The sequence below is a fragment of the Ignicoccus sp. genome (assembly GCF_056435145.1).
Map to the genome: position 1 here is coordinate 11305 of NZ_JBWNMZ010000017.1, position 22976 is coordinate 34280.

Here is a 22976-nt window from a genome sequence, read left to right on the forward strand (position 1 = left end):
TCGCTGCGGGGGCTAGAAAGGGCATGCCAATTGAGGTCGTTAACGTTTACGAGCACCCCCAATACAAGAACGTATACGTAGTAGAGTTGGAGGACGGCAGCGTACGTCTTGCGACGAAAAACCTGACGCCCGGACACAGAGTCTATGGCGAGAAGCTCTTCCAGTGGCAGGGCGAAGAGTATCGTGAGTGGAACGTGCAGCGATCCAAGTTGGCAGCAGCTTTGGTTAAAGGAATAGAAGAACTTCCAATAAAGCCCGGGGACTCAATACTCTACTTGGGCGCGGCCACCGGCACAACTCCGAGCCACGTTTCCGACATTATAGGTGAAAAGGGCAGGTTGTACGGAGTCGAGTTCGCCCCCAGAGTCATGAGGGAGTTCGTTAACTTAGCTGAGATAAGGAAAAACATATTCCCAATATTGGGCGACGCGAGGAAGCCGCGCGAATATCGCCACCTAGTGGAGCTGGTCGACGGCTTGTACGCGGACGTGGCCCAGCCCAACCAGGCGGAGATCGTCGCGGACAATGCCGATTTCTTCTTGAAGGAAGGAGGTTACATGTTAATGGCAATAAAGGCCAGGAGCGTAGACGTGACAAAGAGTCCGGAAGAGGTGTTCAGGAGGGAAATAGGCGTGTTGAAGTCTAGAGGTTTCGAAATTCTCGACATAGTCCACCTAGACCCATTTGACAAGGACCACGCCATGATATACGCGAGGTTCCACAAGAGGAGTGGTGAAGGCAAAGAGGCGATCCCTCAAGCCCACCGTGCCTAACACTTGGTTACTTTTAGGAACCCGGCTGCCCTCCTCACCTTCTCCAATGCTTCTTCCACTGTGGAACCAGTTGCCAGTAGAACCCCCATCCTCCTCTCTTTGTAACTGCGCGGTTTGGCAAACCACCTCAATTGGACTCCCTTCACCTTGAGGGCTTCGTTTACCCCCCTTAAGCAAGGGGGCTCCAAGGCCTCATTGGCCAGTATGACTCGGGAGGCCGCGGACGTCAACAGCTCGGGCTGCGGGACTGGGAGGCCCATGACTGCACGGGCATGGATGGCGAACTCGCTCAGCTCCATGCTAGCTAAGGTAACCAAGCCCGTATCGTGAGGACGGGGGGATACCTCGCTGAACAAGACTCTCCCATCCTTCGTAACTAGTATTTCGACTCCGAAGATACCTAACCCGCCTAGCTCGTCTACTACTTTTACCGCCATGTCTTTGGCCTTTTCCACGATTTTGTCATTGATCGTGGCTGGATGCCAAGACTCGTAGTAATAGTATATACCCTTAGGTCTCTTATGCTCCACGGGAGGAAGGGGGACTGTTTCTATTCCATTACCTGTTTCATGTCTGTACGTTAAGACGGTTAGTTCTCTGTCTATCTCCACGAATTCCTCGACTATAACCTTTTCGCTCTTGCCGCGCGCTTCAGTTAAGGCATTCTTGAACCCCTTCTGGGCCTCTTCTGGAGTAGAAGCTAAAGTGTGACCGTGGCCCGAGGAGCTCATCTCCGGCTTTATCAAACAAGGATAACCGACCTTTTCACATGCTTCTACTGCTTCGTCTTCATTACTAGCGAACGCGTAGCGGGTGGTGGGAACGCCTACTTTTTCCGCTGCGAGCTTCCTAAGCTCAATCCTATTCATCGTTATTTTTACTGATCTCGCGTTGGGGGCTACGAAGTAGCCTTCCCTTTCTAGGTCCATGAGGGCATCGGTGTTTATTGCTTCAACCTCTGGTATTATCACGTCTGGGTTTTCCCTACGAACTACGTCGACCACTTGGTCGTAGTCCAACATATTGATGACATATCTCCTGTGGGCTACGTGCATCGCTGGAGCGCGGTCGTAGCGGTCGACCGCTACGACCTCCACGCCCAGCCTCTGAAGCTCTATGACGACTTCCTTACCGAGCTCTCCCGAACCTAACAATAAGGCCTTCTGGGAGGACGAGGTGAGGGCCGTACCCAAGATATCTCTCAAGGTTCTCCGACGAGGAAGGCAACCATAAGGATAATATTTTCCCTCACTTCGACTCTGCGTCCTTTTTCACTTCCTCTTAGACTTCTCGGACCCCTTCGCTTGAACAACGACTTTTACTATCTTACTCTTTCCAGGCACCCTCTCCATGATTTCCTCTTCTCTGAGACCCTCTATAGTTCCCTTGAGCTTCGGGTCCCTCAGCTTGCTGATCCATTGCTTCTTTAGTTTCTGGGCAACCTTCCTCTTATCAGATTCTCCCGGAACTAAGACAGCATATGCGAAGCTCCTCTCCCTTACTAGTTCTTCGGGCCCTACGATCACGCGCGGTCCTCCTTCCGTTAGTTCTACGCCCAACGCCAACCTCAAGGGGACATCTTTGATGTAGCCTCTTTTACCCTTTATTATAAAGGCTCCTTTAGCCACGTACTGACCCGGAGGAGGGCTTTTGCTCACTTGTGACCCCCTAACGTAGAAGACGTCCACCGACCCCCTCCCGTCCTTCCATGCCTTGGAGTAACATGCTGTCAAGAACGCAGCTTCCCTCAACTCCTTCTCTGTCACTTCTCTCCCTTCGGTCTTTAGGACTACCGCTGGGGCACCTTGGACCTCTGCGTGCATGAAAATGTCATCGTCTCCTAGGTATTTTCTCACTACTGCCTCGTTTTGATTCGCGTCCTTACCCCCTATCGCAAGCAAGCCTGAGCTCGTCACTAGCCAGTGGTACTTCTCATACCACTCTTTTCTTCTAAGTTTAGCTACCTCTCGGGCAACCTCTTCTTTCACTTTCTCCTCGACTTTCTCTAGTTCCTCCTTTAGCTCTTCGTATGCTTTCAAAGCTCTTTTATATTTCTTTTCGTACTCTTTAGACTTAGAGAATAACGACCTTATGTATTCATCCAAATTAGTACCGGGTTTCACTACGAGCTCTTTTTCTCTAAATTTCGTGACGTACTCTTTGCCGCTGTTTAAGAGTTCTTCTATCTCTGCGTAGTTGGAAGCCAACAAAGTAGCTAGCTTCTCGTAGTCCTCTGAAAGCTTTTTGTACTCTTCGGCTAAGTTGAGTTGCTCTTCCATTGCCTTCTTTAGCCTCTCAGCTTCCCTCTTAATCCTCTCTTCTACACTTTCTTCGAGCTCCTCGCTAGTTACCGTCGCAAAGTACTCGTCTAGTATTCGATCCAAGTCGCCTTCAGATACTTTATACCCTTGTGATAACAGCAGTTGCGGCTCGAACGGCTCGAAGGCCACGGGGCCGCCTTCGGATTCAACGAGGTAGCCCTTCCCGCTCAGTGCCTCCTCGTAGACGTTTCGAAGATTTTCCTTGATTCTCTCCAATTCCTCTCGGTTCAACTCGTTAGGCTTTTTGTTTTTGGCCACCCCGGCTCTGAAGAGTACTTCTTCCGCTACGTCGCTTGGTATCTTCTGGCCTATCACTAGCCCTCGGACGACGTCTTTCCCCTTCTTGACTCTTTCCTCCAAACCCTCTAGGTCATGAAACGGGTCGAATGCCGGGCATGGGGGAGGTTTATAAATTTCGCCCCTTTTTATGGACCTGTCTCTCATCTCTTTATATTCGTTTGCGTAGAGTATTTTGCCCTCAGAATCGAGAAGGGTTATTACCCCTCTAGGTACCAACTCCACTAACAGCCCGTAAGTTTCGTTCCCTTTAGAGAACTCCATCCTCACTACCCTGTCATGACCTACGATATCGATTGAGGTCAATTTGGCGGACTTCAGAAACTTACGCAAGCCTCCGGCAAAGGGGTGGAGTCTATCTGGAGCCTCCGGAGGTGAAGAAGTTAAATGAATCCTCTTTCCCGGCTCAGCCATCAACACCTTCGTGTCGCTTCCCTTCTTCTTTAACTTAATCCACATTAGGCCATCCTTATAATAGACGTTCTGGACCGTGGATCCTACTAGGTCTTTATTCTTATTCGTCCAGACCAAGACGTCGAGGTAGTTCATACTTCCCTTCTTTTTCATCTCGGAAAACCCGCCCTTAGCTGAACTTTTAGCTCAGATAGGCGTTTGTTGTGTCAAGAGAGCTTCCACTACGTCTCTTAAGCTTATTACGCCTAGGACTCGACCTTCTGGCGAGACTACTGGCAAGTGTCTTATTCCGTGTGACAACATTTTCTGTAGGGCGCTCTCCAGGCTTTCTTCGGGGTTAACGACTATGGGATTGCGGGTCATGAACTTGGAGATCGGGTCCTCCGGGTTTGCACCTTCGTCGAAGGCCCTTACCAAGTCCCTTTCGGTGAATATGCCTATGAGTTCATCCCCATTGAGGACTAGGACGCTGCCGACTTTATGCACCCTCATCTTGTGTACGGCGTCCTTCAAACTGACGTCAAGCTTACACCAAACTATCTCCTTTCCCACAAGGTCTAGTACTCTCAAGACGTTCGGGCCCGGGCTTTAGGGGTAGACGGAGATTTTTGTATAGAGGGGGCGACAAAAGATTAGTAAACGTACGCGATAGCTATCCCGCCCACTCTCTTCTGTATCGCTTCTTTATGCGTCATGAGGCCTTGGGAGGTACTTATTATCAAGACGCCTACGTCCTTGGACGGCAAGAACCTTCTTAAGTGTTCTGGCAAAACCAACAATTCTCTATAGCTCACGGGCACTCTGGGTTTTATGGCGCCACACTTGTTGATCCTACCCAGTAGCCTTACCCTTATTTTTCCCCACCGTCCGTCGTCTATGTACTCGAACTCGCCCACGTACCCTTCCTTCTGCATTATTCTCAATACATTGGCAATTAGCTTAGATGCAGGCATTATTATAGCTTCCTTGTTGCCCCTGACCTCGTTGTTGTATATGGTCGTGAGGGCATTCGCGAGTGTATCGAGCATCACCATGGTTCTCACCTGTACTTCTTAAAGCCTAGGGTAGGGGCGACCTCGCGGAAACATTGTCTACAAAGGTATAGTCCGTACTTCGTAATGATCGCGTCTCGACTCCCGCACCTCTGACACCTCCTTGCACCACGTCCAAACCTTCTATACTTTGGAGGCCTAAACTTAGCCATGCGTTACACCCCCTATCGCGCCTCCGAGTTCTTTTTTAACCCTCAACCTTCACGCCGAATTCCTTGGCTAAGAACACCATGCTCTCCTCTTTGGTGACCCTGTGCCTCCTGGGGATCTTGGATCTAGCCCTCCTCCTCCTAGCTACCCTGTAGCCCGGCCTTTCTATAGTGAGTATGACGTCCATGCCAAATATGCCCACTCTGGGGTCGTAGCGTGTACCGGGTATCTGTATGTGTTCTCTGATACCGAACCCTACGTTCCCGAACTCGTCAAAGCTGGAGGCCTTGATCTTCCACCCGATTGCTTCTAGCGCTTTCCTTAAGAACTCTGTTGCGCGTTGCCCCCTCAGGGTCACCATAACGGCTATGTTCTCGCCCCTCCTTATTCCGAACTGCCTTATGGTTTTCTTAGCCTTGCGCTTGACCGGTCTTTGGCCTGTCAATTCTTCGAGCAAGTTGTAGGCCTTCTCTAGGCGTTCTCCGCTCTCACCGAGAGCTATGTTGACGGTCAGCTTAGCCAGCTTGGGTTTTAGCATGGGCTGTTTTTCCCACTTCTTCAGTATTTCCTCGACCGTTTCGGGAGGTAAGGGGACGTCCAAGTGCTTAACTTCTAACTCGGTACTCATTTCCAAGCACCCTCCGGTAGCTTTATCAACGGTTCTTCTTTACCTATGGGGAACACATATTCAGCTACCGTGTAAAATACTTCGCCGTGTACGTCCCTCATTTTGACTAGCGTTTTCTTACGCCCCATCTCCTTCACGACCTCTTCTATCCTCCCGACCCTTCCCACGTTCCTTCCAGACTTCACGATAGCGATCGTGCCCTCCTCGAAAGGAACGTACTCCAAGATTTCTTGCTCTGGTATCGTTATTAGCAATCCGCCCAGGGTTTTGTACTCCTGAGCCTCGACGGGGTTGTGAGGGTCTTGGACCCTTATCAGTACGTTCCTACCGTCATGCAGGTTCAGCTGGACGTGACCTCCCTTAACCGTCACTTTGTTTTCTATTCTACACATTTTCTTTTTGGCTTCCTCGGCATCTATTTTCATTGGTATCAAGTACTTGACCGGATACGGGATCATGCGGTAGTACTCGTCGGCTCCAACGATCTCTATCACGTCCATAGCGCCCACGGGGAACTTGTAGTCCTTCCTTACTCTTCCATCTACCTTTATCCTTCCTTCTGCTATGAGCTTTCTGGCCTCCCGGGACGTCTCAGCGTAGCCTAGAACGTCTCTGACCAGTATTAGTAGTGGTACGCTTTCTTCCATAGGGTGGGGGCCCGGCCGGGGTTTTACTGCCCAGACCGCTTCTTTCCTATGAATCGGCCAAAAGGCCGGAGCCGCGAACCTCTTTAGGTGTCTCTTACCTCCACCTACCCTTGCCACTCTACCTCACCTCCCCTTTCTCCTCTCTATTATCTTTTGCCTTACCTTGTCGACTTCGCCCAGTTTGGTTATAATCACTTTTGAGGGGTGGATCGGGTAGAACCTCTGTTCGCCTCTCGAATTCTCAATAGTCGCTCCGTCAACATATATCCTTACCTTCTTTAAGTCTACCTTAGCGACGGTTCCTTCGTGACCCCTGAACTTTCCTCTAACTATCTTCACAGTATCGCCCTTCCTTATCGGCAGCCTCTTGACTCCGTACTTCTCTTTCAGCTCCTTGCTCAACGGAGCGTTTACGAACTTGTGTCTCAAGTGTAGGGGAGCGTTGTACAAGAACTTCCTCTGTTTACTCGGCTTCTTAGACTTGGGGATGGACATATCACTCACCTCACACGACTATACTAGCCACGTTTCCTATTCTCGGCCACCTCTCTATGGCTTCGCGCGCGACGGGCCCCCTTATCTCCGACCCCCTCGGCGTCCCGTCCTCGCTCACGATGACGACTGCGTTGTCTTCGAACGCGATCCAAGTACCGTCTGGTCTCCTGAAGGGCTTCCTTTGCCTAACTACTATCGCCCGGACCACTTGGTGCCTCATCTCCGGGGTTCCCTTCTTTACGGTCACCACGACCATGTCGCCTATACCCGCTGGGGGAATTCTCCTTAACCTGCCGTGATAGCCTGGGACACCAATTATCATTGCGAGTTTGGCGCCGCTGTTGTCAGTAACCTTCACGTAGCTCCCTACTTGGAGACCGGTCACTATCTTCCTTCGTGACTTATTGGCGGCCGCCTTTACCATTACTTTTCGCCTCCCACCTTTTTGCCTAGGACTACGAAGCTTATACTCTTAGCTAGGGGACGGGTTTCGCCTATTACGACTACGTCGCCCTCCTTGACTTCATCGGCCAGGCAAGGCGGCAAGCGTGCGTGTATGTTGCTCTTCCTCCTCTCGTACCTTTGGTACTTCCTATTATAGTACAAGTACTCGTGGCGTACTACGACGGCTTTGTTCATCTTCTTCTTAACCACTATGCCTTCGAGCACAGTACCCCTTACCTTCAAGTGTCCGTGCCAAGGGCATTCGGGGTCGTTACAAGTACCAAGCGGGGGCTTTACGCCTCGTATTCCCACGTGCCTGAAGTTTACCGACAAGGCCTCTGCTCCCCGCGCGGGGTCACGTGGACCATAATAAAGCTCGCTCGGAACGCCCTCCTTGGCGACGGAATGAGGGAGGAGTGGTAGCCGGGCGGGGATTCGAACCCCGGTCACGGGGGCCAAAGCCCCGCATCCTTGGCCGCTAGACGACCCGGCTCCAAGCCACCTTGCATGAAGCCTTATTAAAAGTTTATTGTGGAAGTGGTGCAACCGTCTTTTAAACTACCTTCAATCAGCACTGAGGTTATGGTGCGAATCAGTGGAACGTTATCCAGAGATAAGGGCGAAGAAAGTCATTTCGTGGATCGTTGATTCGACCGAATTCACCGGGATAAACAACGACGTCTATCTATGGCTCGAGCCGCACAAAGGCGTGAAAATAAACGATTTTATTGATGATAACTTGTTGAAGATTTCTAATAATGTACTTAATTTTGCTAAGTTCTTTGAAGATATAAAGTGGCCATTCGTCTCTGTGGCGGGAGATTACGAAGGTTACCTAAAATGGTTGTCCTCCAAGGTGCCGGCAGGAATTAAGGTTGTGTTGAACTTCTCAGGTGGCAAAGACAGTGTTGCCGCAGCCAAGGTCCTCACTGACCTAGGAGCTGACGTAACTCTTCTCTACTCTCACGTCAGCTACCTGGAGAACCCTAAAAACGTGGACTTCGTAGAAAAGGTAGCAAACAAGTTAGACTCAAAGCTGATTGTAGTTGAGGCGGATAGAGAAATTATGGAGAATATGCTAAAAAAGGGGATGCCGTTCAGGGGAAACCGATGGTGTACGACACAGAAGGTGAAGCCTATCAGAAGGATATTAAAAGAAATGAAGGACTATATGAGAGCCGACGGCGAGCGCATGTTTGAGTCAATTAAGAGGTTCAAGAGGTTATCGTTTCATTCTCCTACCACGCCCAAAGTGTTCGACTTCAAGAAGGTTAGACCAATATTTCTGTTGACCCTTATTGATGTGGTCAGGATAGTTAGGGGGCTTAATGCAGTCCATCCGGATTACTCGAAGGGACTCCCTCGAGTGGCATGCACATTCTGTCCATACAAGACTCTTCACGAATTGGATGAGAGCGTTTGGAGAGAGGTCGAAGACCCGGGCCTCATCGAGGAGGCTATAAGGACGTCCTACCGTCGCTTCGAGTATGAGGTACCTTGGGAGCACTTTCTCGAAAGGCATATGTGGAGGTTCTCGCCCAAACTGGCCAACGTGTTATACAATATTCAGAAAGAGCTGGAACGTAAGCTGGGGGAATTGGAGGTCGTAAAAACGGAGAGAGTAAGGAAAGCTTATTCGAGCGTGTGGACAGAAGAGCTACCGGCAGTCCCCGAACTCCCGCCGGAGTCGGCCTACAAGATCTTCGTAAAAGTGTTGATGAAAACCTACGAAAGGATGTTGGAGTCGGCGGAAGGGGGGTATTGACTCAAACTTAATAATCCTAGTTCCGGACCACCCCTGGAGCGGGGGTGCCCGAGCCAGGTCGAAGGGGGCGGGCTCAAGACCCGCTGGCGTAGGCCGGCGTGGGTTCAAATCCCACCCCCCGCACCACATCCCCTTGTTGCTGCTCTCACTGCCAATGAGGATCCATGCCCGGTAGCAGGACCTCAAAATGACTGTGGAAAAGCCGGCCGAGGTTATATACCCCAGACATATCACTCCGGGGCATAGCTGTGGAACTATGGGTAGCCGACGCTTACAGAACGGTATTGGCTTTAGCGGTCTTGACCTACGCATCATACCTCGACTGGAAGACTAGGGAAATACCGCCCAAGCTTTGGGCAGTCGCCATACTCCTAGCGCTCCCGTCCACCTTGTACGAAGTGATGATTCTAAGGTCTGTGGGGCTAGAGGAATATATCATCCTTTCGTTCTTGAGCGGAGCAATGATTATTATTGTGTTAATCTTCTTAATGTTAAAGAATATGATGGGTGGTGCTGACGTACTCGCTTTCTTATTCATAACAGTGGACATGCCTTGGTACCCTTTTGCATTAGGAGGACCTAGGGCGTTGTTACCAGTACCTTTACTAACTTTGGTTTATTCTACGATCCTCGCGGCTGTGTGGATTCCAATAAGACTAATCTCTAATTTAATGAGCGATGACTTCACGGTCCATGCGAAGGAGTTAAAAGTAAGAGGCGTAAAGCTCCTACGCTTAGCCACTTCGGCCAAAGTTGTTAAGGTGAAGGATTACCTTAAGATGAAATTCTGGTTCCCTTTGGAGATTATAGATTACAGAAATGGTAAGGTGGAACGCGTCCTCCGAACTACTTTCTCTATAGATGAGGAGTACGAAGAGCATCAAAGGAGGGTGAAAGAGTTAGTGGATAGCGGATTTTTGCACGAAGACGAGAAGATATTCGTCACGTATGGCGTACCGTTTATAATTTACATTACTAGCGGATTTCTCGTGACACTGGTGGTAGGAGATATACCTATTCGTTGGTTGCTAGCGAGGTGAGGTCGAATGTTCGATATATTGTGGACACCTTGGAGGATGCAGTACGTAGAGAAGGTCAGTAAAGAAGAAGGGAAGTGTGTGTTCTGCGAGATTCCAAATATGGATGACGAAGATGCGCTGATATTGTACAAGGGGAAACACAATTACGTGGTGTTGAACGCATTTCCCTACAATACGGGTCATCTCATGATAGTTCCCTACCGCCACGTAAGCGATATAACGGAAATGGACGACTCAGAGATAGTCGAGATGGTCAAATTATTTAAATTGTCGGTAAAGGTCCTTAGAAAGGAGTACAAACCCGAAGGTATAAATGCGGGTTGGAACTTGGGGAGGGCCGCCGGTGCCGGCATACCCGGTCACTTACACCTACACGTGGTCCCTCGTTGGTGCGGGGACGCGAACTTCATGACTATAATATCAAGAACTAAGGTCCTTCCCGAGGCCTTGAACGAGACGTGGAGGAGACTTAGGAAGAGTTTTGAGGAACTTGGAACTCCCTGAGTTCTATTAGATTAAAAATTTCGGCCGTCACGTGAAGTTGGGGTGGGCCTACCTCTTAATTCTTTCGTAGACATACTTAGCTATCTCATCACCCACGTTGATACCCGTGGCTTTCATGAATCCCTTGAACTCTTGTACCCCGTTTACTTCGTTTACTAGATAGCCTTCCTCCCCCTCAAATATGTCTATTGATACTACCTCCCCTCTTAAGGCCTCTGCTGCCTTTACTGCTAGCTCACACGGTTCTGCGGAGTCTTCTAGAGCCCTTACCTTCCCTCCTAGGGCTACGTTTGACCTCCACTCGCCCTCGCTGGGTACGCGATATATGCAACCCAAGCACCTCCCTCCGATAACGAAGCACCTTATGTCTCTGTTCTCTGGCATCTTCACGTACTCTTGAACTATATGTACTTTCAACTGAGGACTGTTCATCATCGACCTGTGCTCTATTACAATCTTAGCCTCGTGCCAGTCTCTAACCAAGCTTACCAGTCTGCCCCAGCTACCTATAGGAGGTTTGTCGACCAAGGGGAACCCTACGCTGGCATACGCCTTCTCTGTAGAGTCCCCGTTCAAGGCAACTACAGTCTTGGGAATGGGTATTCCGTGAGATGCTAGGGCGGAATAGGTTAAGACCTTGTCTCCGGAGAACATAATTGTAAATGCGCTGTTTATCGGCTTCATGCCATTTGCTTCTAATACTGCCGACGTGTAGGTGGACCGAAACATGCTCACTGCTCGTATCACGGGCACGTGCTCTTCTATGCCTTGTAGGGGTAAAGGCTCCTTGGTTACGTTGACTGGGACGGTCTCGAGCCCGTGTGACTCCAACGCCTTTATTATTAACTTCTCCTCGACACGAGGCATGTCATAATAGACCTTTACAACGAGGTGGAACCACCTCACCTCCACCTCCTACTGCTCGTTATTAGCCCCAATCTTCTCCCACTTCCTCGGCTACTTTTAGTTCAACCTTATCTCCGCTCTTCTTAACTTCCAACGTAGCACCGCAGTGGGGACACTCCACTATTTCCCCGTCCATAACGTCGTCGGGAAGATCTATCTCGGCGCCGCAGACGGGACACTTCGCCTTCAAGGCTTCTCTCCGGTACACGGACGGGAGATTCTATTTAAATACTTTATTTCCAGTGTCAAGGGATCCTTAGTTAGAGCGGGACTTCTGCTAAGGATACTTTAACGAGACCGCGGGTATTGAGAGGACCATCTTAAAATACTTCAATGGCAACCGTACTTCCGCCTCCGGTTCCGTGACACAGCGTCGCAACCCCCCTGTTCTTGTTGTACGTCTTTAGAGCGTTGATTAACGTCACCACTATTCTAGCTCCAGAGGCGCCCAAAGGATGGCCTATAGCTATAGCCCCGCCGTGGACGTTAATCCTTTCGTATGGTATTCCCAAGAGATGGTTAGGTAACCACAAGCTTATCGCAAACGCCTCGTTTATCTCGTAGAGGTCCCAGTCGTCCGGCTTTACGCCGACCTTTTCCGAAATCCTCTTTATTCCGGGAACCGGCGCCTCCACGAAGTCTTCGGGTTTGAGTCCAACTATGTCGTAAGCTAAGATCCTAGCTATCGGCTTTAGTCCGTACTCATTTACAACTTCCTCCGGGGCCATTATCAGCGCGGCCGCACCGTCGCTCAACTGGGAGCTGTTACCGGCCGTATGCACTCCGTCGGGGGTGAAGGCCGGGGGTAGCTTAGCTAACTTCTCTGGGCTGGTGTCTCTCCTTATCCCCTCATCGTTCTTTACAATCACTGTACCCTTCTTACTCTTAACTTCAACCGGAACTATCTCTTTCTCAAAAATTCCTTCGTCGGTCGCCTTGGCTGCCCTCATGTGACTTTGGTACGCTATCCAATCCAATTCCTCCCTCTTTGCCCCGTACTTCTTGGCAGTCATGTCGGCTTCCACACCCATCAGTTGCCAATTCCAAGAGTCGGTCAGTCCGTCTAACACCATCGTGTCAATGAGTTTCGCCTCCCTTCCTACTAAGTGTTTTATTCCAGTTCTGGTTTCGGGGGGCAAGCAGAGGGGCGCCCTGCTCATACTCTCCATTCCGCCTACTAGCGCTATTTTCGCGTCTCCGGCCTTGAACGCCCTTATAGCGTCTATCATAGCCATCATTCCGGACGAGCAGACCAAGTTGACCGTGTGGCCGTCGACCTCGTAAGGGACACCGACTAACAGTGCAGTTCTACGGGCAGGGTTCTGTCCAACGGCCGCGCCTATTACGTTGCCGAACGCGTAGAAGTCGACGTCCTTGGGTTCGATTCTAGCCCTCTTTATTGCCTCTTTCGCGGCCACGGCAGCCAAGTCAGGAGCTGGGATGCCGCTAAGCGAGCCGAGGAACTTACCAATTGGCGTCCTCACGGCTGAAACTATGTATATCTCGCTCACTGGGGCCACCCCTAGCCGGGGCGCCCGAGTACATATATTGTTTATGCATGTTTAGACAGACGGTTAAGGAGGTTTCAATTATACTATATAAACCCCCCTCGGGAACCTCAGAAGCGGGTCTTATTGAAGTGCCGAGGAAATAAGGCATTTTTAGTGTTGGAAGACCTAAGTATATTCGAGGGTTGCGGCTTCGGTGCCTCGACCGTTAGGGTCGGAGAGGTAGTATTCACTACTGCGATGAACGGTTATCCTGAAAGCCTCACCGATCCGTCTTACAAGGGACAGATATTGATCATGACACACCCTATGGTTGGTAACTACGGCGTGCCTGACCCCAGAATCCTAGATCCGCGCAGTAAGCTACCTCTTCACTACGAATCCGACGGTATAAAGGTAGAAGGGTTCGTGATAGCTAGACTAACTAAACCAAATCATTGGGCTTCGGTTAAGGACCTAGATGTTTGGCTTAAGGAGGAGGGAGTTCCTGGCATCCAAGGAATAGACACGAGGATGCTGGTCAAAAAGATAAGGGAGAGAGGTGTAATGATGGGCGCTATAGCCACAACGGGTGACGTGGAGGACGCGATAAAGGCGTTGGAAGAGGCTCCTAGATACGACGAGGTCGACTACGTGTCTTCGGTGCGTCCGTCTAGGGTGATAGAGCACGGCTCTGGCGACCCGGTAGCCCTCTTGGACTGTGGAGTCAAGTACGGAATAGTGAGGGAGCTCGTGGCCCGGGGACTTAAAGTAGTTAGGGTTCCTTGTGGAGAAATGATAAACCTCCTCGATGAAGTTAAGGGTATAGTATTGGCTAACGGTCCCGGGAGTCCGATGACAGTAATGAAGAAGTATTATGTCCACAAGTTTGTGGAAGCAGCATACGAGTTAGGACTACCAATTTTGGCAATATGCTTAGGTCACCAAATCTTAAATATGACCTTTGGTGCTCACGTCTACAAGATGAAATACGGTCACAGGGGAGTGAACAAGCCCGTTAAGGATTCACACGGAAGGTGTTACATAGTGAGCGAAAACCATGGATATGCGGTGGACCCAAAGACGATAGACAACGTCAAGTTCAAGAAGTGGTTCGTAAATCCTGACGATAAAACTCTCGAGGGAGTGATTGGTAGAACCAGAAATAGAATCGTCTTTAGCGTACAGTTCCATCCAGAGTCGTCTCCTGGTCCTCATGACACTTTGTGGATATTCGATAGGTTTGCTGCAGAGGTGAAATCGCGATGATCGACTTGAGGAGTGTACTGATAATCGGCTCTGGCGGAATCAAAATAGGTGAGGCTGCCGAGTTCGACTACAGTACAAGCCAAGCTCTGAAGGCCCTCCGAGAGGAAGGAATCGAAACGGTATTGGTTAATCCCAATGTGGCGACCGTTCAAACTACAAAAGAAATAGCCAACAAGCTGTATTTTGCTCCATTGAGAATTGATATCTTGGAGAAAATAATAGAGACTGAAAGACCTGACGGCATAATGATAGGCTTCGGCGGTCAGACTGCCCTCACGTTGGGAGTTGAACTCTGGGAGAGGGGGGTTCTACAGAAGTACGGCGTAAGGGTACTGGGGACCCCCATAGAGGGGATAAAGAAGGCTACTGATAAGACCTTATTCGCAAAAACTATGAGGGAAAACGGTATTTCAATGCCCCCAAGCGAGGGGGCGAGCAGCGTTGAGGAGGCCTTAGAGGTGGCAGAAAGGTTAGGCTACCCCGTTATAGTAAGAATAGCCTTCACGCTCGGCGGGAAGGGAAGTTTCATAGCGTGGAATAGAGATGAACTCGAAAAGTGGGTCGTCAGGGCACTCGCCCAAAGCGTCGTTGGGCGGGTATTAGTTGAAAAGTACTTACACCACTGGAAGGAGATAGAGTTCGAGGTAGTTAGAGATGCATACAACAATTCGGTCGCTATAGCATGCTTGGAAAACTTGGACCCCATGGGGGTTCACACCGGCGATTCTGTGGTAATAGCTCCTTGCCAGACGTTGACTAATAGAGAATACCATATACTGAGAGACGCCGCTATAAGAGTAGCTGAAGTAATAGGCCTTATCGGAGAAGGGAACGTCCAGCTGGCCCTCGATCCGCGCGGAGAGACCTACTACGTCATAGAAACAAACCCTAGAATGAGTAGGTCGAGCGCTTTGGCCAGTAAGGCAACTGGCTACCCGCTGGCCTACGTTGCTGCTAAGTTAGCGCTGGGTTACAAGCTTTGGGAGATATTGAACAAAGTCACCGGTGCTACGTGTGCGTGCTTCGAGCCTAGTTTGGATTACGTAGTAATTAAGGTCCCGAGATGGGACTTAGATAAGTTCGATGGTGTCAGAAAAAGCCTCGATAGTGAGATGAAAAGCGTAGGTGAAGTGATGGCTATAGGTAGGAACGTAGCAGAAGCTCTCCAAAAGGCCTTCAGAATGTTGGATATTGGAGTAGACGGAGTAACAGACTTCAAGTCATTAAGGATAAAGAGTAAGGAGGAGGCAATAGAAAAACTTCGGAAAAGGGAACCGTACTGGCCCTTGTACGCAGCGAAGGCGATATACGAAGGAGCTACTCTAGACGAGGTGCACGATGCATACGGAGTGGACAAGTATTTCCTATACTGGATAAAAGAAGTGGTCGAGCAGAAGAGGGAGATCGAAAAGGGTACTGCCGACTACGAATATTCGAAGATACTTGGCTTTAGTGACAACGAATTGAAAGTCAACATAAAGGCTGCTCCCTTGCCCAAGGTTAAAAGGATAGATACCTTGGCTGCTGAGTGGCCTGCAGTAACAAACTACTTGTACTTGACGTACGATGGTACAGAAGACGATGTAAGTTTTGCCGATAAAAGGTACAAAACCATGGTACTTGGGGCAGGCGTCTTTAAGATAGGAGTTTCCGTAGAATTCGACTGGGCCGTGGTCTCGCTAGTTAGAGCACTAAAGAGATATGGCTCAGAAGAGGTAATAACGATTAACTACAACCCGGAGACCGTGTCGACTGACTGGGACGAGAGCGACAAGCTCTATTTTGAGGAAATAAGCGAGGAGATCGTTTACAAGGTGGCGGAAAAGGAAAGGCCTTGGGGCGTAATAGCGTTCGCTGGTGGTCAGATCACCAACAAGATATACAAGAAGTTAGAGGCGCTTGGCCTTCCTTTATTGGGAACGCCCGGAAGAAGCGTTGATACTGCCGAGGACCGGAGTAAGTTTAGTGATTTGTTAGACAAACTCAATATAAGACAGCCGAGGTGGCACAGTGCCACAAGCTTGGAGGAGCTTAAGAAGTTCATTGACGAGGTCGGTTTCCCCGTGATAGTTAGACCCAGCTACGTCTTGAGCGGCTCAGCTATGAGGATTGTGTGGAGCTGGGAAGAGCTCGTGGAGTTCGTAAAGAAGGCGAGCGAAGTGAGTAAGGAACATCCGGTGGTAGTTTCGGAATTTTTCGTAGGAGCGAGAGAGGCCGAGATAGACGCAGTTTCCGATTCCGTGGGGATGGTGGCAGTACCTTTGAGCCACATAGAACCCGCCGGCGTCCACTCTGGTGATTCTACGATGGTCACACCAACTAGACTTGAAAAGAATATAGTAAATAAGATGTTAGACATATCATTAACATTGGCCAACGAACTGGAAATAAAGGGACCATTAAACATACAGTTCTTAATCAAGAATAACGAGCCTTATGTAATAGAACTCAATTTGAGAGCCAGCAGAAGCATGCCCTTTTCGAGTAAGTCTAGGGACGTCAACTTGATGGAATTATCTGCGAAGGTCATAATAGAAGGTACCCTAGGAATAGGAGACGGCGCCTACGTCCCGCCAGCTAAGGCTTGGGGCGTCAAGTCGCCCCAGTTCAGTTGGACTCAGCTGAAGGGCGCTTACCCAGACTTGGGCCCGGAGATGCGCTCTACGGGAGAGGTGGCAGCGTTCTCGACAAGTTATGAGGACGCGTTGCTCCTATCGTGGTTATCTGCCACGCCTAACGATATACCTGAGATAGACAAGAAGATACTGGTTTACTCTCTCGAAGTTTTTGAAGGAGACAAGAGAAAAGCTAAAGAGGCAGCAGACATTCTGTCGAAGTTAGGCTACCACGTAATAACAATGGAAGGTGTCGAGGTTGAGGGATATGAACCTTATGAAAAAACCAAAATAAAGGACATGTTACTGAAAAAGGAGATAGGGCTAGTGATCACGTCTGGAAGTAACAGAAGCTTGGACTACCTCGTCCGGAGGACAGCGGTTGACATGAACGTACCCTTAGTGCTCAACTCTTACTTAGGCGCTGAGTTATCGAAAGCCTTCTTTGAGGTTTACAAGAAGTACGGCAGTCTCGACCCCGCTCGCCTCAATTTGAGGGAGTACGGCGAACTGATGAGGTCCTAACCCGAAACCTTCATCACCGCTTCAGCCAATCTAGCTTAAGGTCATCCCTCAGAGACCTCTACGGTATTAGCCCTCTACCCAAAAAACTCTTCGCCAAGATGTCTATGGCAAACAATATCAATAACGCGGCTAACACATAGTTTAATGCCACGAAGTTTGTAATTCCGCTACCCAATACTGCTAGCGCGGCCAGCCATGCGTAGTCCATCCACACGTGCGACAAGTACATGATGGCGAGGTTAGTGAGACTCGTGGAGGCCGCCTCTATTAAGGGGAGGCCTACTGTTACCCACCACAATAAAAAGTAAGCGTTAAACGCCGTAAATATAAACCCCGCTGCGAGCGCGTCGTTGACGGTAACTTTCGGCGTGCTTGACATATCCAAGAGTCCCTTTGCGAAAAACAAGGCAAAAGCAAATACTAACAGAGCCAGCAGTTTGTGGTACTTATCCAAGATCCCTTTAATCATCCCGAGAGCTCTTGTTAACAAGAAGACGTAAGGAAGCTCGAACAGCACATGCCCCGTTGCGACAGCGATTCCCCCTAGGACGCCGCTCCCCGTTCCGGCGGCTACTGCGCTGGCTGACAGGAGGCCGGGGCTGAAAGCCCCGCTAGGCGTTACCATCAGAGTCATTAAAGCTATCTCACGAGCGCTTGCCCTCTTCAAGGGACCTATCCCCTCTTGGGAATCTCTAATCTAAGCTTCTCCACATTGTCGTAAATTATTATCATAGCTTCTCTAGTAACTTTGTCAACTCTTTCGGCGGGCAAGTAGTAAACTATGTAAGTGCCATCTTCCAACTGTTCTTCCTTTGCAACAGCATATTCCTTGCCTAGTACGTCGCTCAACTCAAAAGCTAAGTCTTCGAAGTAGTCGTAGGCACCGCATGTAAAGCAGATGTGACCCTTGACGTGGATCACGATCTCATCGTCCTTTATCTCAATTAATTCGCTTTCGGCGCCGTACTTTTCATTAAACCTTCTTATGGCTTCTCGGACCTTATTGATATCTACCATGGGACTCGTACCCCACGTCTTCGCTACTTCATCAATCCTTTATGAGTGACACCAAACCGCATTACAATAAAACAGAGGCTCGCGCAAGCGCTGGGAAAAGCGGAAATGGTACGGAGAAGTAGGAAAAAGAAAGACCCTTATATATGTCCAAAGTGCGGCACCAGGGTTGACGAGCCCAAGAAGACTTGGCAACTGGTCTCGCCCCTTCCTGATTCCAAAGGTCGGATAACGATAACTATAATGGGTTCTTTCGAATGCCCTAACTGCGGATACAAGTGGAGAGGTGTGGTGTCCAAGATCAAAGTCGGGGGCGATGAGGTTGAAGTGGAGGCCCGGGGCAAGAAGAAGGAAATAAAGGGCGAGGTTGCGAAGACAAAGGAACAGGAGGACCGAGAAGCTGAAGTAATAGAATTGGATCTAGACGAGATAGAGAAAGAGTTCGAGGGGGACGCTATATAAACATAATAATATAAACTCCCCTTATGGTGATTTCATTACGATAGCATGACCGACGTCAGTAGAATAGTGAAAAAGGTTATCGAAGAACTCAACTCCGCAAACCAGAGCGTGCCTCAAGAAAGGATCTTGTTAAAGGCTGCCGCTGAAGGGAGACGACTCGTAAGGTTGAGAGACGGTAGCGAGCACTTAATGGACTCTGAAGAGTTGAAGGAGATGATGAACTTATTACCCTCTTGGATGAAGTGGGTTGTGAGAGTACCCCTGCTCTTAGCCTACGAGCCCTTTACGGGCGTAGTGAAGGTGCTGGGCTCCGAGTGGGACGAGAGGGCCGTAAAGAACCTCGTCGGAATAGACAAGGACGAGCCCTTGAGGCTATATCACTTGGAAAGGTTGATATCGCGTTTCTCCAGTTTAGTTTTCATAATATTCGAAATTGATATGGGTACTCTAGTGGGGGTTGAGAGAGATGTCCCTTCGAAGGGATTTGGTTAAGATAGTAGAAAAGTATAGGTATATAGAGAATGGGAAAGTAAGCGACGTAATAGTGAAGACGAACAACCACTTATTTGCAGTGTTGAGCGTAGACGACAGCGTCAAGGTAAACAAGAAAAAGGTGGGCGCGTTGACTATGTTGGCCAAGGGTATTGGCGCAAAGCCCTTGTTGGTAGCCAAGAAATCCGGCGACGAGGAGCTCTTAGATGACGTCGTTTACGAGAAGTACGGCGTTGCTTTAGTCAATCTAGAAACCTTCGAGAACATACTAAAGGGAGACAAGATATACATACGGAAGAAAAAGTCGGTATTCACCGTATCGATAGATAGCAAAAAGTTGAAGAAGCTATGTGAAGAGATGGGTATAAGCATAGGTGAATTGGCAAATTATTTAGGGGTTAGCCGAAAATCAGTATACGACTATATGAGAGGTAATAAAGACGTGAGCGTGGACACAGCCATAAAGTTGGCGGAGCTCGTCGGAGACGAAGTACTTAAACCGGTAGACATCGGCGGGTTCCAATGCGTTGAACTAAAGATCGAGCCCCACACCCCCTTAGAGAAGGAGGTAATGGAACTGACGAGCTCAGTTCACGTCCCCAAGGGTAACGTGAGTGTGGGCGGCAAGGCTGGGGAGGTGAAGTTCGCCGCGGTCGTCCCTCACGGTGACGAGGAGCTGGAGTGGTTCGCCGAACTGAGCGAAATAATTGACAGGATGTCGGTTGCCGTGGGCTACAGCGACGTTCCGAAAACCCTAGAAAATTCCAAGGTGATGGTTACAGAAAATTTACAACAATTCTTGGAGTTGTTGTTCGGGGATAAAATTGGGTCTGAAGGAAATTTATGCGCAGTTGACAGAAGACGACATAAGGGTTTTAAAGGCGGTTGAAAGAAGGCTCAAAACGCACGAGTTCGTTCCAATAGAAATAATTGAAAAGGATACAAAGCTCCCCCTCCACCGCTTGGAGAGGAGCGTTTACCACCTTAACAAACTAAAACTCTTGAAGAGGATGAGCGGGAGCAGTTTAGGGTATCGACTAACCGTTCTGGCGTACGACATCTTAGCGATTCATACTCTAATGAAGAGAGGCGTCTTAGCAGAGATAGGAGATAAGATAGGGGTTGGAAAGGAGAGTGACGTCTACTTGGGAATAGCCTCCAGCGGAAAGAAGCTGGCAGTTAAGTTCCACAGAGTAGGCAGGAAGAGCTTTAGACACGTTGCTAGGAACAGACCGTACAAGCTGGAGGATAGCTGGCTTCTTCAGTCTAAAGTATCGGCTAGCAGAGAGTTCGCCGCCCTCAAGGAGTTATACCCCAGGGGCGCGAAGGTGCCTAAACCGGTGGACAAATCCAGACACGTAGTAGTCACAGAACTGATAGAGGGCGCAGTAGAGCTCTACACCAAGCCAGATATCGCAGATCCCTTGAAAGCCCTCGAGGACGTTTTGGTTACGATTGAGATAGCCTACAAGGACGTAGGCATAGTCCACGGTGACTTGAGTGAATATAACGTAATAGTAATTCCATCAACCTCAGAAGCCTTCATAATAGACTGGCCTCAATATGTAGAGAAAGATAGTCCACTCGCCGAGAGCTTGTTGAGGAGGGACGTGGAGTACGTAGTAAGATTTTTTAGGAAAGCATATGGCATCCCCTTAGATGTTGATGAAGTGGTCAGAAGGCTTAAAGAATTGCCCGGTAGCAGCCGTTGATTTAGAGCCTGGCTCCCCGCCCGGAATCAAAGGGAAGTTTCACCTCATAGTCATTGATTGCGAGGGAAAAGTAGTAATAGACAAGAGGGTTGATACCAAGAAACTTATACGCCTGCTCTGGGAGTTCAGACCGAAACTAATAGCAGTCGACAACTTGATGGAACTGGGAGACAACTGGAGAGACTTAACTAAGTTTCTAAACTTGATCCCGCCAGAGACTGAGGTCGTTCAAGTAACCAGGGTTAACGGAGAGTTTGTAGACTTGAGAGAGCTCTTGAAGGAACACGGGATACGGCTCTCAGTAGAGAAACTAACTCCGCGAGAAACCGCGCTCGCGTTAGCATTCTTAGCCCTCAAGGGTATAGGCACCAAGGTCAAAGTGTTTGAAGAAAAAACAAAGATCATCGTGACCAAGGGACGAACGCCCAGAGCCGGCGGAAGCAGTATGAACCGATTTGTCAGAGCTACCAAAAACGCTGTTATTGAGACTATGAACGAAATAAAGTCTACGTTGGAAAAGGAAGGACTCGATTACGACCTTTTCGTAAGGAAGAGCGACGGGTCTATAGATTCAGCAACCTTCGTGGTATATGCTCCCCGGAAGTCGCTCGAAGGGTTGGTAAGACCAGTCAACAGCAGCGTTGTTCGAGTAAAGGTCCGACCGGTCGTTACTCGGAGGTTCATGTTCGAGGATGAGGGTCAAAAACCGAAAGAACTGTTGGTAGTAGGGGTAGACCCGGGAATAAAGACTGGACTTGCCATATTGAACGTTGAGGGCGATGTCCTCTTCCTCGGGTCCTTCAAAAATGTTGACAGAGGGGAACTCGTCTCATTAATAAATAAGTTTGGGTTGCCCGTAGTGGTGGCTACAGACACTAGCCCTCCGTCCCACATGGCGAAGAAGCTCGCGGCGACGCTTAATGCGGAACTTTACTACCCTAAGAGTTCCTTAAGCATCAAGGAGAAGGAAAGGATCGCAGAGGAGTACAAGAGCAAAGGGATCAACGTAGAGGATAGTCACCAGAGAGACGCGTTAGCTGCAGCCCATAAGGCCCTCAACTCAATAAGAGACAAGGTCGAGAAAGTAGAAACCTACTTGGAAAAGATAGGATTGGACCTCGACAAGGAGAGGATACGTTTCAGTGTCTTAAAGGAAGGACGATCGATTGCCGAAGTAGTTGAGGAAGAGATAGGCGAGCTCCTAAAAGAGGAGAGGGGCGAGGATGAGGTTTACATAGCTCGTCAACAATCTAAGAGTAATACCTTACATGAGAGTAGAGTAAAAAATGCGTTAAAGCTAGCCTATTTGGAGGCAGAAAACGTAAGTTTAAAACTAAAGATAAAGGAACTCGAAGACACTATAGAAAAACTCAACTTGGAACTAAGCTTGATCAAGAAGCAGATAGATGACGAAGTCGAGAGGAGGGTGGCCTCGATAAAAGAAAGCCATTCGCAGCTTGCCCGCAAGGTGGAGGAACTCCAAAAGGCCAACGAGGTTCTCTCATACTTGTTGGAGGAGGCTGGAGAAACTGCGTTACAAGTAGAGAAGGGCGAGGCTTTCGTAGCCCTATATCTCAATGAAATTACTTTTACTTCTAAGTTCCCGGACGCTGAGATAGAACAATTATACACTAAGGCGATATACGCAAACAACGTAGAAGCTCTCAACGAGAGTTTCATAGAAAGTCTTCTAGAGAACGGTGTGATGCTGTTCGTATCTAACATAAATCAAAAAGCCAAAGAAGATCTTGAAGAAAGAGGCGTCCCAGTCATACAAGCTTCGGCAAAGGTCTACGGGAAGTACGCGGTGTTGCCAAGCGACCTCAAGGACCTATGGATTAAGAAATCAAAAGAGTTGAGGTCTAAGAGACAAATGCTCGCGGAAGACCTCGAAAGACTCCTACAAGAATATAGGGCCTCTCGATGGAAGTGAACTTTATATCGATACCGGTTACGAGAGGATT

At 49.2% G+C, this 22976-nt stretch carries 26 protein-coding genes and 2 tRNA genes; 12 read left to right on the forward strand and 16 right to left on the reverse strand.

The window, feature by feature from the left end:
* Positions 1 to 23: 23 nt before the first annotated feature.
* A complete protein-coding gene (locus AC1HCZ_RS05805) occupies positions 24 to 773 on the forward strand; it encodes a fibrillarin-like rRNA/tRNA 2'-O-methyltransferase (protein ID WP_479462686.1) in 750 nt (249 codons plus the stop codon).
* Here AC1HCZ_RS05805 and purT read toward each other — a convergent pair.
* The 11 genes from purT to AC1HCZ_RS05860 form a co-directional block, all read right to left on the reverse strand.
* A complete protein-coding gene (gene purT, locus AC1HCZ_RS05810; protein ID WP_479462602.1) occupies positions 770 to 1978 on the reverse strand; it encodes a formate-dependent phosphoribosylglycinamide formyltransferase in 1209 nt (402 codons plus the stop codon). The genes AC1HCZ_RS05805 and purT overlap by 4 nt on opposite strands.
* A gap of 66 nt (positions 1979 to 2044) precedes the next feature.
* A complete protein-coding gene (locus AC1HCZ_RS05815; RefSeq protein ID WP_479462603.1) occupies positions 2045 to 3958 on the reverse strand; it encodes an NFACT RNA binding domain-containing protein in 1914 nt (637 codons plus the stop codon).
* A 33-nt stretch (positions 3959 to 3991) separates the two neighbouring features.
* The gene (locus AC1HCZ_RS05820; protein ID WP_479462604.1) at positions 3992 to 4375 is read right to left on the reverse strand and encodes a CBS domain-containing protein; all 384 of its coding nucleotides are present in this window, start codon (positions 4373 to 4375) and stop codon (positions 3992 to 3994) included.
* Between the two features lie 62 nt (positions 4376 to 4437).
* Entirely contained in the window at positions 4438 to 4839 is a 402-nt protein-coding gene (locus AC1HCZ_RS05825) for a 30S ribosomal protein S8 (protein WP_479462687.1), read from the reverse strand.
* 5 nt (positions 4840 to 4844) lie between these two features.
* The gene (locus AC1HCZ_RS05830; protein ID WP_479462605.1) at positions 4845 to 5009 is read right to left on the reverse strand and encodes a 30S ribosomal protein S14; all 165 of its coding nucleotides are present in this window, start codon (positions 5007 to 5009) and stop codon (positions 4845 to 4847) included.
* 35 nt (positions 5010 to 5044) lie between these two features.
* Complete coding sequence (locus AC1HCZ_RS05835; RefSeq protein WP_479462606.1) at positions 5045 to 5635, reverse strand: 50S ribosomal protein L5; 591 nt, start codon at positions 5633 to 5635, stop codon at positions 5045 to 5047.
* Positions 5632 to 6399: a 30S ribosomal protein S4e gene (locus tag AC1HCZ_RS05840; RefSeq protein ID WP_479462607.1), complete on the reverse strand. Its 768-nt coding sequence runs from the start codon at positions 6397 to 6399 to the stop codon at positions 5632 to 5634. Before AC1HCZ_RS05840 ends, AC1HCZ_RS05835 begins: the two co-directional genes overlap by 4 nt.
* Positions 6400 to 6405: 6 nt before the next feature.
* A complete protein-coding gene (rplX, locus tag AC1HCZ_RS05845) occupies positions 6406 to 6777 on the reverse strand; it encodes a 50S ribosomal protein L24 (RefSeq protein ID WP_479462608.1) in 372 nt (123 codons plus the stop codon).
* A gap of 10 nt (positions 6778 to 6787) precedes the next feature.
* Entirely contained in the window at positions 6788 to 7201 is a 414-nt protein-coding gene (locus AC1HCZ_RS05850; protein WP_479462609.1) for a 50S ribosomal protein L14, read from the reverse strand.
* Positions 7201 to 7554 carry a 30S ribosomal protein S17 gene (locus AC1HCZ_RS05855; RefSeq protein ID WP_479462610.1) on the reverse strand — a complete coding sequence of 118 codons (354 nt, stop codon included), beginning with the start codon at positions 7552 to 7554 and terminating at the stop codon, positions 7201 to 7203. Before AC1HCZ_RS05855 ends, AC1HCZ_RS05850 begins: the two co-directional genes overlap by 1 nt.
* An 84-nt stretch (positions 7555 to 7638) precedes the next feature.
* Positions 7639 to 7714, reverse strand: a tRNA-Gln gene (locus AC1HCZ_RS05860).
* Between the two features lie 102 nt (positions 7715 to 7816).
* Here AC1HCZ_RS05860 and AC1HCZ_RS05865 point away from each other — a divergent pair.
* The 4 genes from AC1HCZ_RS05865 to AC1HCZ_RS05880 all read left to right on the forward strand — a co-directional run bounded on the left by AC1HCZ_RS05865 (position 7817) and on the right by AC1HCZ_RS05880 (position 10530).
* Positions 7817 to 8986: a phosphoadenosine phosphosulfate reductase family protein gene (locus tag AC1HCZ_RS05865; RefSeq protein WP_479462611.1), complete on the forward strand. Its 1170-nt coding sequence runs from the start codon at positions 7817 to 7819 to the stop codon at positions 8984 to 8986.
* 38 nt (positions 8987 to 9024) lie between these two features.
* Positions 9025 to 9112 (forward strand) — tRNA-Leu (locus AC1HCZ_RS05870).
* 122 nt (positions 9113 to 9234) lie between these two features.
* Positions 9235 to 10026 carry an A24 family peptidase C-terminal domain-containing protein gene (locus tag AC1HCZ_RS05875; RefSeq protein WP_479462612.1) on the forward strand — a complete coding sequence of 264 codons (792 nt, stop codon included), beginning with the start codon at positions 9235 to 9237 and terminating at the stop codon, positions 10024 to 10026.
* A gap of 6 nt (positions 10027 to 10032) precedes the next feature.
* On the forward strand, positions 10033 to 10530 hold the full coding sequence (locus AC1HCZ_RS05880; RefSeq protein ID WP_479462613.1) for an HIT family protein: 498 nt from the start codon (positions 10033 to 10035) through the stop codon (positions 10528 to 10530).
* A 48-nt stretch (positions 10531 to 10578) separates the two neighbouring features.
* Here the strand turns inward: AC1HCZ_RS05880 and lysX are convergent, their stop codons facing one another.
* From lysX to AC1HCZ_RS05895, 3 genes are all read right to left on the reverse strand, one after another.
* Positions 10579 to 11436: a lysine biosynthesis protein LysX gene (gene lysX / locus AC1HCZ_RS05885; RefSeq protein ID WP_479462614.1), complete on the reverse strand. Its 858-nt coding sequence runs from the start codon at positions 11434 to 11436 to the stop codon at positions 10579 to 10581.
* Between the two features lie 22 nt (positions 11437 to 11458).
* Positions 11459 to 11626: an alpha-aminoadipate/glutamate carrier protein LysW/ArgW gene (gene lysW/argW / locus AC1HCZ_RS05890; protein WP_479462615.1), complete on the reverse strand. Its 168-nt coding sequence runs from the start codon at positions 11624 to 11626 to the stop codon at positions 11459 to 11461.
* 130 nt (positions 11627 to 11756) lie between these two features.
* A complete protein-coding gene (locus AC1HCZ_RS05895) occupies positions 11757 to 12947 on the reverse strand; it encodes a thiolase family protein (protein ID WP_479462616.1) in 1191 nt (396 codons plus the stop codon).
* 123 nt (positions 12948 to 13070) lie between these two features.
* On the opposite strand from AC1HCZ_RS05895, the gene carA reads away from it, so the two are divergent.
* Together carA and carB are read left to right on the forward strand one after the other, a co-directional pair.
* Positions 13071 to 14192 carry a glutamine-hydrolyzing carbamoyl-phosphate synthase small subunit gene (gene carA / locus AC1HCZ_RS05900; RefSeq protein ID WP_479462617.1) on the forward strand — a complete coding sequence of 374 codons (1122 nt, stop codon included), beginning with the start codon at positions 13071 to 13073 and terminating at the stop codon, positions 14190 to 14192.
* A complete protein-coding gene (carB, locus tag AC1HCZ_RS05905) occupies positions 14189 to 17332 on the forward strand; it encodes a carbamoyl-phosphate synthase (glutamine-hydrolyzing) large subunit (RefSeq protein ID WP_479462618.1) in 3144 nt (1047 codons plus the stop codon). The genes carA and carB overlap by 4 nt, the downstream gene beginning before the upstream one ends.
* Before the next feature lie 58 nt (positions 17333 to 17390).
* Here the strand turns inward: carB and AC1HCZ_RS05910 are convergent, their stop codons facing one another.
* Together AC1HCZ_RS05910 and AC1HCZ_RS05915 are read right to left on the reverse strand one after the other, a co-directional pair.
* Entirely contained in the window at positions 17391 to 17999 is a 609-nt protein-coding gene (locus tag AC1HCZ_RS05910) for a LysE family transporter (protein ID WP_479462619.1), read from the reverse strand.
* A 5-nt stretch (positions 18000 to 18004) separates the two neighbouring features.
* Positions 18005 to 18349: a hypothetical protein gene (locus AC1HCZ_RS05915; RefSeq protein WP_479462620.1), complete on the reverse strand. Its 345-nt coding sequence runs from the start codon at positions 18347 to 18349 to the stop codon at positions 18005 to 18007.
* Between the two features lie 105 nt (positions 18350 to 18454).
* Between AC1HCZ_RS05915 and AC1HCZ_RS05920 the strand changes: the two genes are divergently transcribed.
* From AC1HCZ_RS05920 to AC1HCZ_RS05940, 5 genes are read left to right on the forward strand one after another with little or no spacing between them, the layout of a single operon-like run.
* Entirely contained in the window at positions 18455 to 18808 is a 354-nt protein-coding gene (locus AC1HCZ_RS05920) for a chromatin protein Cren7 (RefSeq protein ID WP_479462621.1), read from the forward strand.
* 45 nt (positions 18809 to 18853) lie between these two features.
* Complete coding sequence (locus AC1HCZ_RS05925; protein ID WP_479462622.1) at positions 18854 to 19300, forward strand: DUF61 family protein; 447 nt, start codon at positions 18854 to 18856, stop codon at positions 19298 to 19300.
* Entirely contained in the window at positions 19275 to 20189 is a 915-nt protein-coding gene (locus AC1HCZ_RS05930) for a helix-turn-helix domain-containing protein (protein WP_479462688.1), read from the forward strand. The genes AC1HCZ_RS05925 and AC1HCZ_RS05930 overlap by 26 nt, the downstream gene beginning before the upstream one ends.
* On the forward strand, positions 20125 to 21012 hold the full coding sequence (locus AC1HCZ_RS05935; protein WP_479462623.1) for an RIO1 family regulatory kinase/ATPase domain-containing protein: 888 nt from the start codon (positions 20125 to 20127) through the stop codon (positions 21010 to 21012). The genes AC1HCZ_RS05930 and AC1HCZ_RS05935 overlap by 65 nt, the downstream gene beginning before the upstream one ends.
* The gene (locus AC1HCZ_RS05940; RefSeq protein WP_479462624.1) at positions 20966 to 22945 is read left to right on the forward strand and encodes a DUF460 domain-containing protein; all 1980 of its coding nucleotides are present in this window, start codon (positions 20966 to 20968) and stop codon (positions 22943 to 22945) included. Before AC1HCZ_RS05935 ends, AC1HCZ_RS05940 begins: the two co-directional genes overlap by 47 nt.
* The last annotated feature ends 31 nt before the right edge of the window (positions 22946 to 22976 follow it).